This is a genomic window from Acetivibrio saccincola, from assembly GCF_002844395.1.
GTDB lineage: Bacteria > Bacillota > Clostridia > Acetivibrionales > Acetivibrionaceae > Herbivorax > Herbivorax saccincola.
In genome coordinates this window covers 1,387,916-1,402,555 of record NZ_CP025197.1, presented here as the reverse complement: position 1 = coordinate 1,402,555, position 14,640 = coordinate 1,387,916, and the positions used below count along the sequence as shown (strand labels likewise).

Annotated in this window: 13 protein-coding genes; 1 reads left to right on the top strand and 12 read right to left on the bottom strand. The window is 35.0% G+C overall.

The features are described from left to right. Positions 1-38: 38 nt before the first annotated feature. The 11 genes from HVS_RS06220 to HVS_RS17140 all read right to left on the bottom strand — a co-directional run bounded on the left by HVS_RS06220 (position 39) and on the right by HVS_RS17140 (position 11,422). Positions 39-539, bottom strand: a complete 501-nt coding sequence (locus HVS_RS06220) for an AIR carboxylase family protein (RefSeq protein ID WP_101300268.1) — start codon at positions 537-539, stop codon at positions 39-41. 588 nt (positions 540-1,127) lie between these two features. Then, complete coding sequence (gene guaA, locus HVS_RS06215; RefSeq protein ID WP_101300265.1) at positions 1,128-2,660, bottom strand: glutamine-hydrolyzing GMP synthase; 1,533 nt, start codon at positions 2,658-2,660, stop codon at positions 1,128-1,130. Positions 2,661-2,812: 152 nt separating this feature from the next. After that, positions 2,813-3,334, bottom strand: a complete 522-nt coding sequence (locus HVS_RS06210; protein WP_101300263.1) for a VanZ family protein — start codon at positions 3,332-3,334, stop codon at positions 2,813-2,815. Between the two features lie 8 nt (positions 3,335-3,342). Continuing rightward, positions 3,343-4,551 (bottom strand): nucleotidyltransferase domain-containing protein, encoded by a 1,209-nt coding sequence (locus HVS_RS06205; protein WP_159063409.1) that lies wholly within the window; start codon positions 4,549-4,551, stop codon positions 3,343-3,345. Next, positions 4,538-6,448: an ABC transporter ATP-binding protein gene (locus tag HVS_RS06200; RefSeq protein ID WP_101300258.1), complete on the bottom strand. Its 1,911-nt coding sequence runs from the start codon at positions 6,446-6,448 to the stop codon at positions 4,538-4,540. Before HVS_RS06200 ends, HVS_RS06205 begins: the two co-directional genes overlap by 14 nt. A gap of 186 nt (positions 6,449-6,634) precedes the next feature. After that, entirely contained in the window at positions 6,635-7,201 is a 567-nt protein-coding gene (locus HVS_RS06195; protein ID WP_235827643.1) for a S24/S26 family peptidase, read from the bottom strand. After that, complete coding sequence (locus tag HVS_RS06190; protein WP_101300256.1) at positions 7,191-7,457, bottom strand: PqqD family protein; 267 nt, start codon at positions 7,455-7,457, stop codon at positions 7,191-7,193. The genes HVS_RS06195 and HVS_RS06190 overlap by 11 nt, the downstream gene beginning before the upstream one ends. Before the next feature lie 89 nt (positions 7,458-7,546). Then, the gene (locus HVS_RS06185; RefSeq protein WP_101300254.1) at positions 7,547-8,260 is read right to left on the bottom strand and encodes a hypothetical protein; all 714 of its coding nucleotides are present in this window, start codon (positions 8,258-8,260) and stop codon (positions 7,547-7,549) included. Positions 8,261-8,278: 18 nt separating this feature from the next. Further along, the gene (locus tag HVS_RS06180) at positions 8,279-9,436 is read right to left on the bottom strand and encodes an S-layer homology domain-containing protein (RefSeq protein WP_101300252.1); all 1,158 of its coding nucleotides are present in this window, start codon (positions 9,434-9,436) and stop codon (positions 8,279-8,281) included. 244 nt (positions 9,437-9,680) lie between these two features. Then, entirely contained in the window at positions 9,681-10,853 is a 1,173-nt protein-coding gene (locus tag HVS_RS06175; protein WP_101300250.1) for an InlB B-repeat-containing protein, read from the bottom strand. Positions 10,854-10,879: 26 nt separating this feature from the next. Next, complete coding sequence (locus HVS_RS17140) at positions 10,880-11,422, bottom strand: hypothetical protein (protein WP_242971700.1); 543 nt, start codon at positions 11,420-11,422, stop codon at positions 10,880-10,882. Between the two features lie 449 nt (positions 11,423-11,871). On the opposite strand from HVS_RS17140, the gene HVS_RS06165 reads away from it, so the two are divergent. After that, positions 11,872-13,692: an AMP-dependent synthetase/ligase gene (locus HVS_RS06165; protein ID WP_101300248.1), complete on the top strand. Its 1,821-nt coding sequence runs from the start codon at positions 11,872-11,874 to the stop codon at positions 13,690-13,692. A gap of 83 nt (positions 13,693-13,775) precedes the next feature. On the opposite strand, the gene HVS_RS06160 is transcribed toward HVS_RS06165, so the two are convergent. Next, complete coding sequence (locus tag HVS_RS06160; RefSeq protein WP_159063408.1) at positions 13,776-14,267, bottom strand: phosphatase PAP2 family protein; 492 nt, start codon at positions 14,265-14,267, stop codon at positions 13,776-13,778. Positions 14,268-14,640 lie beyond the last annotated feature (373 nt).

Here is a 14,640-nt window from a genome sequence, read left to right as displayed (position 1 = left end):
AAAAATTAATCCCATTATGTAGATTATTGTTAGATTTCTTACTTAGCTTCATACTGTTGCCTTAATAATTTATCTCTTTCTTCCACCATTTCTTTTAAATCATTTTTATAGTTTTTCATTTTCTCCCTCAGCTCCCTGCAGCTGGTGGAAAGAATTTGAACTGCAAGCAAAGCTGCATTTTTTATTCCGTTAACAGCTACCGTTGCAACAGGGACACTTTCCTCCCCATTAAGCATTGACGAAAGTAAATCCAACCCTTTATCATTTTCCTGCTTAATTGGAACTGCTATAACAGGAATATTAGTCACTTTTGCTAAACTTTCTGCAAAATTAGAGCCTTTTTTATAGCCAGCAACAATAACCCCTACTCCCTCAGATTCTGCATTCTGTACATATTCAACAGCATCTTTGGAAGCATCAAGATTTGAATTAATCAAGACCTCCACATCAAATTCATTTAACAATTCAGTGCAGTCTTGAAAAATGTTAATATCAGTTTCTGTCACTATAGCAACTTTTGTGGCTCTTGTTTCTGTCATATATCCAAACCTCCATTAACAGTTAAAATTAAAAAGAGAGTTGGCGAACTTACCCAACCCTAAAGCGTTATAACTAAAAGATGTCCCTCTCACCTTCATTAAATTTACCTCTTTTATCACAATAATAATAGTATCAAATTGGTTTACTTTTTGTCAATGAAATCCCTTTCAAAATCAAACATTATTTTTATAAATAAAACTTATAAAAAAATAAATCACCTGCTAATTTTATTATTTACAATATCCTTGATAATTTTACCCGAAACATTATTAGTGCTATATTCACTTGAATCCAAATTTAAAATCATATGTCTGATTTCTTCAATGTTATCAACGTCAATTTTCATGTTGGTATACCTTTTTTTAAAGCACTTTTTACATTATCCACCTCATTTTGAAATTAGAACTATATCTAAGTATAACAATTTTGCCTTAAAAATTCCACATATTTTTATCTTGTCATTAACATAATTTCAAGTTGCCAATTGTAGTAAACTTAAATTTACATAAACTAAAGCGTTCACAACAACCGGTGAACGCCTTAAAAGATTTCTTCATTTTGTACATCATTCATAAATGAAAAACTGCCTACTCCCACTCTATTGTCGCCGGGGGTTTTCCTGTTATGTCATATACAATTCTGTTTATATGCCCCACCTCATTTACAATCCTGTCAGACACTCTCTCCAACAAATCATAAGGAAGCTTTGCCCACTTTGCCGTCATAAAATCAGTGGTTTTAACAGCTCTCAACGCCAAAGTATAATCATAGGTTCTTTTGTCATCTTTTACCCCTACGCTTCTCATGTTTGTAAGTACCGTGAAATACTGATTTACTTCCCTGTCCAAACCTGCTCTTTTAATTTCTTCCCTGAAAATATAATCCGCTTCCCGTAGTATATCAAGCTTTTCCCTTGTTATTTCACCTATAATCCTTATTCCAAGCCCAGGTCCCGGGAAAGGCTGCCTCATAACCATATCTTCAGGTATTCCCAGCTCCAAACCTGCTTTCCTGACTTCCTCTTTAAAAAGATTCCTCAAAGGCTCTATAATTTCCTTAAAATCAACATGGTCAGGAAGACCGCCTACATTGTGGTGGCTTTTAATAACAGCCCCGTCACCGGCACCGCTTTCAATTACATCAGGATAAATGGTTCCCTGTACGAGAAAATCCACCTTTCCTATCTTTTTTGCCTCTTCCTCAAAAACCCTTATAAACTCTTCCCCAATTATTTTTCTCTTTCTCTCAGGATCCGTAACTCCCTTTAACTTGTCCAAAAACCTGTCCTGCGCATTTACTCTTACCAAGTTTATATCATACTGTTTTCTAAAAAGTTCTTCCACCTGGTCTCCCTCATCTTTTCTCAAAAGACCGTGGTCAACAAAAATACATGTAAGCTGCTTGCCTATAGCTTTATGAATCATAACGGCAGCTACAGAGGAATCCACTCCTCCCGAAAGGGCACACAAAACCTTTTTGTCCCCCACTTTTTCTTTTATTTCCTTTATTGACTCTTCAACAAAGGAAGACATTTTCCAGTCCCCTCTGCACCCGCAAATATTGTAAAGGAAATTTTTCAAAATATCCTTACCCTTAGGGGTATCACTTAATTCAGGATGAAACTGCACCCCGTACAATTTCTTCTCTTCATTTTCAATTGCTGCAATCTCCCCGTTCTTTAACCGTGCAGTAACCTCAAAACCTTCCGGAAGGCTGTCAGCCAAATAGCTGGAATTCATCCAGCCTGTAGTATCCCCTTCAAGTTTTTCAAAAAGCCTGCTTTTTCCCTCTAAACAAATGTCATTTTTGCCGCCTTCCCACTGGACTTTTTTAAAGCTCCCGCCCATTATACTGTTTATTAAATGCATGCCATAACAAATACCAAGGATGGGAACCCCCAATTCAAAAACACCTTTATCACAAAGTTTAGCCCCTGGCTCTTTTATAGAATCAGAATCCCCAATAAAAATAATCCCCTTTGGATTCATAGCCTTTATTTTGTCAATAGAAGCGTGGTAAGGCAGTACCTCTGAATAAACCTCTGCTTCCCTTACCTTCCTTCCAATAAGCTGATTATGCCGGCTTCCAAAATCAAGCACCAAAACTAATTCCCTATTCAAAATAACCTCTCCTTACAAATCAAAATATAATGTTTTATTATATCTAAATTAACATTGTATTTCAATTTCATTTCAACCTGCATTGCAAAATATATTTTTTAAAATTTTGCATTCATTGTCTCATTCATTGTCTTTTTAAAAAATCTGTTTTCTTAATTTTTCCTTAATTTTTTTAATCTTCTTCTTAATTTTTTAAATAAAAAAATACCAAATGCAACAAACAAAAGTCCCAATACAATACCTGCATTATCTAAAAATACATCTCTTACTTCCCCGCTTCTTCCCGGAATAAATACCTGATATATCTCATCTATAATAGAAAAAACAGTAGCCATAACCCATGTGATATAATAAGGCCTTAACCCCCTTGTCCTGACGGTCTTCCACCCAAGACACATGAAAACACTCAGCAAAAAGTATATAAACACATGTGCCGATTTACGTATGTAGAAATGAAGGTCATCTAAATCAATAAATTTAATATCATATTCCTCAATTATTCTCTCTACAAAAGGCTCTATTTTCTCTAAAATCAAACCACTTTTTTCCTTCGAAACATGAGCAGGGTCGCTGGAAAATGAAATAATGGATATAGCCCAAATAACTGCAAGCAGCCAAAAAAGTACCGTCATTATATATCTTATTTTTTTATCTATATTATTTATATTAAACACACTCCTTACTAAGCCTTTTTATAAAGTCCTGCCTTTTTGTGTAAATCCAGAATTTCCGCTAACTCCTTATCAGAAGCAGAGTAAACCGACTCTACACTTCTAAATGCCCTCTCCCTTCTAAACAAAATACCCCTCACCAGCCTAAACACCCAAAACACAGGAAGAAGGAAGGGAAACCTGTTTAAAATATTAAATCTCTTTTTCATTCCCTCTAAGCCAGGAAAAATCATTCTAAAACCATAAATATATTTTGACTTTTTTCCATGGCTTTTTTCTTCAAACTTTTTACCCATAGCCACCATAACGCTATTTTTTACTGTTCCATAAACACCGCTTGATAAAATATACTCCCCTAGTAAATTATAAAATTCACGTTTTTTCCCTTCAACCATCTTATTATCAAACCAGAACTCAGACAGCCCACGTATATTTTCTTCAAATTCATCAAGTTTGATTTTTTTAAGCTCATCTTTAATATAATCCCAATCCATCTCATTATAAAACTTTTTATTATACACCCAAATGTCAAGAACACTGCGGACACCTGTCCCTGCGTTTTCAAAGTGTTTTGTAAAATGCACCAGTAAAAAAATATAAAAATCTTCTTTTGAAAACTCATATATATACTGGGAATTATCCCTTGTTTTCATTTTGTTCCAAACATCTTTGTAATAAGAAGCATAGGGCTCAGCCCTTCCCATGAGACTTTTATGCAACTCCAAAGTCATAAAAGGCTTTTTATAGTATTTATCATGTTTATCCTCAACCTTTACAATTTTAAACCCCATGTTTTTCATAACCTGCCGTACCTCAAGCGTCTTTTTCTCATTATAGAAAATATCTATATCCCCCATTGTCCTCATATCTGGTTTAGGATAAAAACCCTTCAACACATATCCCTTAAGGGGTATGCATTCAATCCGGCTTTTCTCATATTCCTCCAAAATCATTTCTGTCATTACATGCTGCACTGCTTCCTTTGCAACACCTTTTTTATAGTCACCGTATATTTTCTGCCATATATCTTCAGGCATTTTATACTCATCCTTAACGTCTTTTAATGAGTAATAAATAATATTGGAAACTTTATGATAGCAAGCTAAATTATAAAGTTTTTCCCATTTTATATTTTTAGGAGGATTCCCTGCTTTTTTTTCATTTATGGCTTGAGAAATTAAATGTATCAAATACTGCTTTTCATCTTTAAATCCCTTCATATGTACCCCTCCTGTTGCCATGTTTTTCACCTCCGTCATACCTCCCTCTAATGTCGTATACCTCTATGTCGCTGTATCCCTTTTTGTCGCTATATGCTTTTATATCGCTATATGCCTTTCTACCACTGCATTCCTTCCTATCATTATATCCCTTTTTATCGCTATATTCCTTTGTACCGCCATATCCCTTATTATATCTTTTTTTGTCCCTGTACCTTTTTCCATTATCATATCTTTTTTGATAAGCCTTTCCTTTTTTAATATTAATTACATTATTATATAAGGAGCTGAGGGTTTTTTTATGACTTACAAAAACAAAAGTCCTGTGGGTAAGCTTTTTTAGATTTAACAAAACTTTCTTTTCAGTTATTTCATCTAATGCAGAAGTTGCCTCATCTAAAAGCACAATAGGTGCACCGCTCAAAACTGCCCTTGCAATTGCAAGCCTTTGTATCTGACCTTCCGAAAGTCCCTGAGAATTTTCTCCAATGACAGTATCCAGCTTATTAGGAAGCCAATTTATAAATTCATCTGCACAGCTTATTTTAGCGGCCTCCATTATTTCTTCATCTGTTGCACCGGACTTAAAAAATGAAATATTTTCTCTTACAGTCCCAGAAAAAATCATATTTTTTTGTGGGACAAACGCAAAATATTTTCTCACATGACCGCTTATATCTATTTTTTCATTGGAATATGTCTTTAGAAAAATCCTTCCCTTGTCAGGGGAGTACACCCCGAGAAGGAGCATTAAAAGAGTGCTCTTTCCGGCACCTGAAGCACCGCATACCAATGTAAAATCGCCTTTATTAATTGTCAGATATATATTTTTTAAAACTTCTTCTTCACCATATGCAAAAGTCACACCCTGTACTTTTATACATTCCATATCGGAGTATTGCTGCACATCATATGCATCTTCATCCTCTAAGCCCTGTTCTTCCGGAAGTTCAGCCACTTCAATTATCCTCTCTGCTGAAGCCAAAACCCCGTAGAATTTGGGGAGAAGACCGGACAGCCCTGCAAAAGGTGCCTGAAGATGGCCTACAAGCTGCAGGATTGCTACTAATGTTCCAAAACTTATATTATTATGTACAAGCCCGTAGCTGTTCCAAACAAGTGCATACAAATAAACCATTGCAAAAATAAAAGAAAAACCCGTTGCAGCAAATACATCAAAAATATTCTTTTCCCTTTTGGCATTATAGTGCCGCTTTTGCAGTTGGTTTGTTTTATCCAGCATCCTATCTTCTGCTTTAAAAACTTTTATAACAACTGTATTTTCCAAAAGCTCATAAATAAAAGAACGTAATGAAGCATCTTTATCCTGTACATTTTTATGAAGCTTTTTAGCCCTGTTTCTCAAAAGCCTTGCAACAAAAATAACCACTATCCCGCCTGCTATAAATACCGATGTAAAAATTTTATTTAAAATAAACAATGCGGCAAATGCAGAAATCAATTTTGTAATAAATTTCGCAAAATCAGGCAAAATTGACGATACACCTTCACTTACCTTTAATGTATCCGCTGTATATCTGCTTAATATATCCCCTTTATGATATTTTCTCAAATGTGAATAATACTTTTTAGAATATTCCCTCATCATATATGATTTGTAGCAATTTTCAAGTCTGTTTTGCATTTCCTTTTGCAAATACTTGCATGTAATACTTAATACAAATTGCAGTAAAAATAATGCAACTAAAATAAATCCATGTACAAGCAACCTGTCCTTTGAACCTTCCTGGGCACTGTCTACAAGCCCACGGGAAAAAAGAGCAATAGCTACCCCGTTTACAGCTACAACTATGCTTGTAAAAATCAGCACAGCCATTCTTAAAATCTGGGATTTGGAGTTTTTATATATCCACAGCAAAACTTTTTTGTCCTTCATTTTGTACTTTCCCCAAATTTTCAATCTTTTATATTGTCCAACCACTTTCAATTCTTCAATGGTTTACAACACTTTAACCATCTATAATACTTTAATCAATCACAAATACTTTAATTAATCATAGCTCTTTAACCATTTATAATTATCTAATCTTTTATAATTTTTCAGCCATTTATAGTTCTTTAATTATTTATAATCATTCAGCCATATGCAAATTAATCTTTTGCACAGCAACTTCCCCTTGTGCAAAATAAGCCGTATAAAAAATGTCCAGCTCCAAAACCTTACATAAACATTATAAAAAAAAGCATCACAGGATGTATATTTTCCATTCCTCCAAAAGCCCTTTACCACCCCTATTACCTGGGAATGCTTAACCGGATACTCTTTAACATACTGATTATCTCCAATCACAACATACCCGTCAGGCTTTACACCTACAACCCTGTGCAGTATGTACTTGCCGTCATCCCTTATAAAAAGCAGTATGTCGTACTTTTTTAAAGCATTATCTTTTGCCTTTACAATACAAACCCTGTCCCTTCCATGCCTAAGCATAGGAAACATGCTATTTCCCATAACTGTAAGCACAATTTCCCCAGCATTATTTAAGACCTCTTCAATTAGCTCATGAGCTTCAGACAGGGTTATTTTATTAGCCGGTTTATCATGACCCAATCTACTGTCAGTCATTTTATCATCTTCCTGTTTATTATTAATCCATTCATCATTAGTCAATTTATCAACAGTCAATTAAATCAGCATCCTTAAGTTTTTCAACAAACTCCATAATATCTTTTCTGGCGGTAGCCTCATCCACATCATATTCTTTTGTAAAATTTTCCACCAACTCTTCTAAATTCTTTTCCTCTGCCAGCTGTTCCCACAAAAAAGCTCCTGTTTCATTTAACGTTATCATTCCGTTAAAATCAACTGTAGCCTGGCCTGTTGGAACTACAACATAATTGTCTGCAACTTCCCTCATAATATATCCTGATTTTATTTTCATACCCAATTACCCTTTCCTTTATATTATCTCTTTTATATTATCTCTTTTACATTATCTCCTTCACATTATCCCTGCTTTCGGCTTTCCAATTACGCCCCGTTAACAGTACTGTAAATTAATTCTACAGCATCCATACTTATATTACAACCCAGACGGTATATGGGTATTTTTTTAATTATAGAATCTAAAATGTTAAGTAAATTACTCATTCCATCATTATTACTGCTAAACGGGCGCAAACTCTGTTCCATCAAAAGTTTAACGACTTCCCTGCTTTTTAAAACTTCAACATAGTTTTCTTCAGACTGCCGGATAAACACAATTGCCTGCAGCGGCACTTTTATATTGGTATGTATATTGTTCTTTCCGCTCCAGGGCGTCCCGTATACATAGAAAACATCATCAACCAGCCGGATAGCAGGCTTATCATCATTTATTATAACTGCTTTTTCTTTTCCAAAATACTCTGTCCACAGCCTTGTATGAGTAGACTTTCCGGTGCCGCAGGGTGCAGAAAACAGCACCGCCTTATTGTCCACTGAAACTGCAGAAGAGTGCAGGCAAAAACCATTAAAATCCAAAATAGAATTTGAAAAAGCAAAGCCCGTAAAAATATACTCCAATTCATCAAAACCAAGTGTAGGATGTTTATCCTTTAGTTTTTGTAATTTTTCATCTGTCATATGTATTTTAATGTCTATCTTCTCTACATCTTCGCAAATATATGGCTTAGAGCGTACTTTTAAAGTTTTTTGCAAAGACTTAATTTCCACTCCCAAATCTGCTATTTTATAACGGTTCACTTAAATAAATCCTCCCAATTAATAATCTACTATATCCGCACTATCAGGGTAGTGAGAACCATCATCCGGCTCTTCACCCCCTGACCCTTGATCATCTTTATTTTCTCCCGAAGTACCCTGTTCATCTTTATTCTCTCCCGGTGTTCCTTTATCTCCCTTGTTTTCTGATTCTTGGTTTTCTGCGCCTTGTTCCTTTGAATTTTGTCCCCTTTCATCTTTTTGACCTTCGCTGTCTTCCGGAGCTGCCGGTATATCTTCTTTTTCCTCTTCCAAATCCCCGGTATCCTCATTAGCTAAATTTAGATTTATTCCTTCTTTTTCAATTTTAACCGTCCCAAAAACACTGTTTACTGCTTTTATTCCATCACTACTTCCACCTCTTACAAAGGTGATACCGGACACATAGACATTTTCAAATTCAACATCCCCGTCTCCAATTCCTTCTGCCAAATAAAGATTTCCCTCTATTTTCATATTTTTAAGCTTAACCCCGGGTGAACTTATAACTACATTTCCGGCTACATCTGCACTGTACTCACCGGGAGCATCCAAATAAAGCTTTATAACATTGTCAAGAATCTGTACCATCTCTGCCCTTGTCAAATTGCTGTAAGGATCAAAGAATCCTTCCTCTTTTCCACGTATATACCCTTCTGCCTCCATGGCAAAAATTGAGTTTTCCGCCCATTTAGGCAAGTTTTCATCTTTAAAATTTGAATTATAGTCAGAAGGAACTTCTATAGAAAACACATTGGTAAATATAACCGCCGCTTCAGCACGGGTTAGCGGGTGGTTGGGTCTTGCCTCCAAACTCCCCTTTTCATCAAAATTTCCTTTAATTACACCATGGGCATACCCTTTAACTATAGCATCATAATACCACGCCCCCTCTTTCACATCAGAAAAAGGGTTGTCTTTTTTCAAATGAAATTTAAAAATATTATTTAAAATTGCCACCATCTCTGCACGGGTAATATTATTATTTGGATTGAATTTTTTTCCGTCCCCTTTTATAACCCCACGGTCTTTCCAATTGTCTATTGCACTTTTTGCCCAAAAACCCTCATGTACGTCTTCAAATTCTATAACTTCATTTTGTGCTAAAACATTAATCCCTGCCATGATATTTATTATAAATACTGCCATTACCAAAACAACGCAAAATTTTAATCTCATAATCTTTTCTCTCCCTCTTTTGTTTTTTCCGTGCCCCTGAAAATGCGTAAAACAGGCAGAATTTTCTGCCTGTTTTTATGCTTTTCCTTAATTAAGATCTATCCCATCCATTCCCGATGGATCGGGTGCGCTGTATGCAATATCTTCTGTCTCAAACTTTGTTATCTCCATTTCTGGCTTTTCATACGGCTTTTTCATTTCATTCACCTCCTGTACCCTTTTATATATAACAATCCTCCGGGTATTATTCCGGTAACTCCATTGTCCCCTTAGCAGTTACTTCACTATATACAGTTTTTATAACACCTTCAGGATTTTTATAAATTAAGTACGCCCTTCCATACCAGGTAGCACCGTCCTCCACGTTTATCTTGCGTACGTAGAACTGGCTGGTAGAGTCATTACTTATCCTTCCACGTATTATATTCTCAGTTTCTAAAGTTAAAGGTTCTTGCAACTCTTCGTATGATTTAAGGAGAATAATACCGCTTTCTATCAGCTGATACCCTTCTGTCATATTTCTTGTTGCAGTGAATATAACCGTATGGTCAAGATGATCCACAATAGTGTTTTCTGACAGTGCAATAAAAGGCTCTGTATCTAAAACTTCATTTTCATCTACAAAAACAGCCGTCAAATTAGTATCCCTCATTGGTACAAAGAAAGAAAATGTACTCTTTGTGCTGACTTTTATTCCGTCTTGTTCCCAATGACTGAATTTCTTGCCTTCCGGAGCTTTATTTGCAACAACCTCTACCGGAACATCAAAGAGGTACTGGCCTTCTGTTCCGCCTGTAGACAATTCTCCGCCTGTAACAGTCACTGTATAAAGATCTGCCAGTCTTCTAAAAACAGGTGTTATTATCATATTAGATACAACATTGCTAAAGTCCTGATTCCATCTTACAAACCTGTATCCTGTCATATACGGGTCTTCCGGAGCGACAGCTTCCTCATTTTTAGGTACTTTGGTAGACTGAAGTATTCTTCCGCTCCTGTCCTTAAATACCACCATAAGTTCCTCTGCAACTTCCGGATTCTGATAAAATACTGCTTTAAGTTTTGCACCTGTTCCCATTACTAATTTATATATAGGATTGTCGGATAAAATTCTTCCAATTTCTCCATCTTCCCAATAAGCAAATTCAGAACCTTCATTTGCATAGGCCTCTAACTCAATCTCAGTTCCAACTTCATAATCATACTTATAACTTGTTGGAAGAACTTTCTCACCATTTTCTTTTACAAAACCATCACCTAAAACATTTACTTCTAAAGAGTTTTTTGGTACTTCATCAAAAAGCTTAACCAGCTTAACCCATACCCTTTCCTCATTAACAAAATTATATCCTTCCTCTAAAGGCTTTGTTATGCAAAGAATGTTCATATATGAGTACTCAGGGCTGTTAAATTCCACTGTCTGAATTCCTTCCCCACTTAGTATTACTTTATGTGTTCCACTTGCAACGAAGTTGCTTGAATATTTTGTTTTTTAATGTCAACTTTCTGAAAAAAGTCCCCCTTTACTTCCAATGTACCTGCCGTTAGGCAACCAATATGGGAATTGCTTGAATATGTTGCAAAAGAACCTTTTACCTCTATGTAATCATTTTCATTTTTCATAATCAAATAAGCATTTGGATAATTTCCTTCACTACCTATGGTGTAGTTTTTTTCTACCTTTAACTTTCCACCATTTAATATAATTTTTCCGCCCTTTTGAATTAGGTTTCCCGTAACCACCAGCTCATTTCCGTCTAAATCCAGCTCTCCATCCCTTAACTCTAAATCCCCTGTTACCACAGTATCTTGAAACAGCCTGACATTCTTATTTATTACAACATTACTCCCTTGAATATTAAAAATATTATCTACCTGTGCCATATTTGGGGATTCATTAGCAAATACGCCTACAGAAAAGCTTAACATAAAAGCTAAAACACAGATCATCACAAATACAATGGATTTACCTGATTTTACCGACATATACATTACCTCCCATTATTTTTTTTATACTTAATATGGTTTGGCAACACTGCTCAAACCATTTTTTTAAGTCCATCACGGTACTCTTCTGTACTGTGCATGTATACTGAATTTAAAACAAGATTTGTTCATTTTCAAACTTCACTGGAGTGTAGTTTTATACATTTTATGTTCCGGCGTGTAAAAAATTGTACATTGGTAATTTTGACCATAAATATTATATCACACAAAAAGGATACTTCAATATGTTTTGTGCAAAAAATCCAATAAATAATATCACATATTTTGTCGAATATATTAATTATGCTTCATTATACTTACGTACCACTTATATATTTTAACTTTACATAAAATGCATTAAAAATTTCAAAATTCAATATTGCCTGAGATTTAATTTTAAAGTATAATTATTATCAGGTCATAATTAAGTTTTTATAGGGAGAAAAATCATGAGTAAATGTGTAGAGATTTACTTTGAAAATGACAGGCGCATTGTTAAAGGATTGGGATATTACCAACCTCAGCCTGTAGATAATCTTAAAACACTGGTAAAAGAAAGTGTAAAAAACTACGGGGGTTCCATAGGATTTAAGTTCAAGGATAAGAACGGCAATATAGTTGGAAAAACATATGTGGAATTTGACAGGGAAATAGACTATCTTGGCACTTCTCTATTGTCACTGGGATTAAAAAACTCAAAAATAGCAATAATAAGCGAGAACAGGTACGAATGGGGATTATGTTACCTTTCCATTGTCAATGCTACAGGTGTGGCGGTACCCATGGATAAGTATCTGCCTCCTAATGAAATAATCAATTTAATTGAACGGGGAAAAGTTAGTGCCATATTTTACAGTAAACCTTATCACCAAACTATGACTGAAATATCTGAAACAAATGAAAATATCAAATACTATATATGCATTGACGGCGATATAGACAAACCAAATGATAAGTTTTTAACTTTGCCTGATTTAATTGACAGGGGTAAAAAACTCCTTGATAAAGGTGACAGAAGTTTTATAGACGCAGAAATTGACAAGGGCAAAATGTCAGTACTCCTTTTTACTTCAGGTACAACAAATATATCAAAAGGTGTGATGCTTTCCCATTCCAACATTGCAGGCAATGTAACCAGCCTTTCATCCTGTATTTATGTAGGTCCCGGGGATGTACACCTTTCACTGCTTCCCCTGCATCACACATTTGAAAACACAGTGGGACTGCTTTTTATGATACACAGGGGTGTATGTATAGCTTACTGTGAGGGTATTAAATATATAGCGCAAAATCTTATAGAATATGAGGCATCTATTTTAGTAGCTGTACCGGCTATTTTTGAAGCCATGCACAGAAAACTAATCAAAGGAATAGAAAAATCAGGAAAAACCGGATTGGTTAACACCCTCATAAAAATATCCCAACTATTAAGACTTTTAAAAATTGATATACGCAGGAAACTGTTTAAAAGCCTGTTTAAACAATTCGGGCCGCGCCTTAGAATTGCCGTTTCCGGTGCTGCACCTTTAGACTCAGAAGTAATCGCCTGGTTTGACAAAATCGGCTTAAACCTTCTTCAGGGATATGGTCTTACCGAAACATCACCTGTTGTATCTGTAAATTATGAGTTTTTTAATAAATTCGGAACAATAGGTTTTCCTTTGGCAGATGTGGAAGTGGCAATTGATTCGCCGGATGAAGACGGTTTAGGTGAAATTATCATAAGAGGTCCTAATGTAATGATGGGATATTACGAGGATGAAAGTGAAACCAAAAAAGTTTTGGATGAGAAAGGCTGGCTTAGAACCGGTGATTTAGGGATTATTGATGGAGACGGGTATATAAGCATACGGGGCCGTGCTAAATCCATGATTGTATTTGCAAACGGCAAAAAGGCATTTCCGGAGGAATACGAAGTGCTTCTAAATGAAATTCCCGGTATAAAAGATTCCTTTGCCTGGGGTCATCCTTCTCCCGGAGGGGACATTCAGGTATGTGCAAAACTTGTTGTAGATAAGGAAGCAATATTGGCGGAAAAAGGAGAACTACCGCCTGATGAGGTACTCTCTGCCGGGTTTGAAAATGCTATCAGAGAGATAAACCGGACTCTACCTCTGTATAAAATAATAAGACATTTTATAATGACTTATGAGGACTTGGCAAAGACCACCACATTAAAAATTAAAAGGTCTGTGGAAGAAAACAAAATTAATGAAAAATTAAACATTTTGGGGCTGGATATGAAAAAGGCTTCGGGAAAATTTATGTAAAGTCCTTCAGGAAAATTATACAAAAGATAATTATAAATAATATATAACACTATATATCATTATATAGCATTTATATATAACACTTATATATAAAATAATATTGAAAACAAAATAGAAATAATAATGCCTGCTAAAACATCAATTGGGTAGTGTACCCCTGCTAACACCCTGGTAACGGCGGTAAGCAAAGCAAAAAAAATCAATACGCCTCCTGCTATTGGATTATTCCAATATACAGAAAGAGCAATAATCATAGCTGATGAAGCATGTCTGCTGGGAAAGGAACATCCTGCATCATGTTCCATTGCCGGCTCAATTTCAAGTGCCTCAAAAGGCCTTTTTCTGTTTATTGCTTTTCTTAGTATAGTTACAACCAAAAGTACCAGTGCGGGTATTAAAAGAAATTTTATCAAGCGCCGGTCCAAAGAAATCAGCAGCATTAAAGCACATAATGAGTATAAAGTAATAAAAATAATTACAGAAACTAAATTTATAAGGTCCAAGGCTTTTTTAAGCCTCTTTTTTTTTGATACAAATTTGTGCAGCATTAAAATTATTTTTTTGTCTATAAACATCATATTTCCTCACACCAATCCAGTCTAAAAGTATCTTCTGTTTATACACTACATTATACTACTTTTTTTGCTTTTGGAAACTTACCTTTTTTTCTCAAATTAATAAAACATGACAGTGTATTTTATGAAAAAAGAATTGTTATTAAATTATTAATTAACTTATCAGGCTCAGCATAAGCTTGTACTGTATTATCTAAAAATTTTGAATATGATTCTTTTCTTTATTGTAGATATCAAGATTACTTACGAGAGCTACCATTACTGGTAGCTCACTTTCAAATAAACTTGCGAGTTCAAAAGAACCCTATCATCAAAATCAGTTTAGTGTCCTACAATTATATTATACTAAAATTTAATACTTATATATGAAAAC

What these genes read in the sequence shown, in the direction of transcription:
- HVS_RS17140 (WP_242971700.1), bottom strand. Translation starts at nt 11,422, where the DNA reads ATGTCGGTAAAATCAGGTAAATCCATTGTATTTGTGATGATCTGTGTT.
- HVS_RS06180 (WP_101300252.1), bottom strand. Translation starts at nt 9,436, where the DNA reads ATGAGATTAAAATTTTGCGTTGTTTTGGTAATGGCAGTATTTATAATA.
- HVS_RS06160 (WP_159063408.1), bottom strand. Translation starts at nt 14,267, where the DNA reads ATGTTTATAGACAAAAAAATAATTTTAATGCTGCACAAATTTGTATCA.
- HVS_RS06200 (WP_101300258.1), bottom strand. Translation starts at nt 6,448, where the DNA reads ATGAAGGACAAAAAAGTTTTGCTGTGGATATATAAAAACTCCAAATCC.
- HVS_RS06165 (WP_101300248.1), top strand. Translation starts at nt 11,872, where the DNA reads ATGAGTAAATGTGTAGAGATTTACTTTGAAAATGACAGGCGCATTGTT.
- HVS_RS06205 (WP_159063409.1), bottom strand. Translation starts at nt 4,551, where the DNA reads ATGAAGGGATTTAAAGATGAAAAGCAGTATTTGATACATTTAATTTCT.
- HVS_RS06220 (WP_101300268.1), bottom strand. Translation starts at nt 539, where the DNA reads ATGACAGAAACAAGAGCCACAAAAGTTGCTATAGTGACAGAAACTGAT.
- HVS_RS06190 (WP_101300256.1), bottom strand. Translation starts at nt 7,457, where the DNA reads ATGAAAATAAAATCAGGATATATTATGAGGGAAGTTGCAGACAATTAT.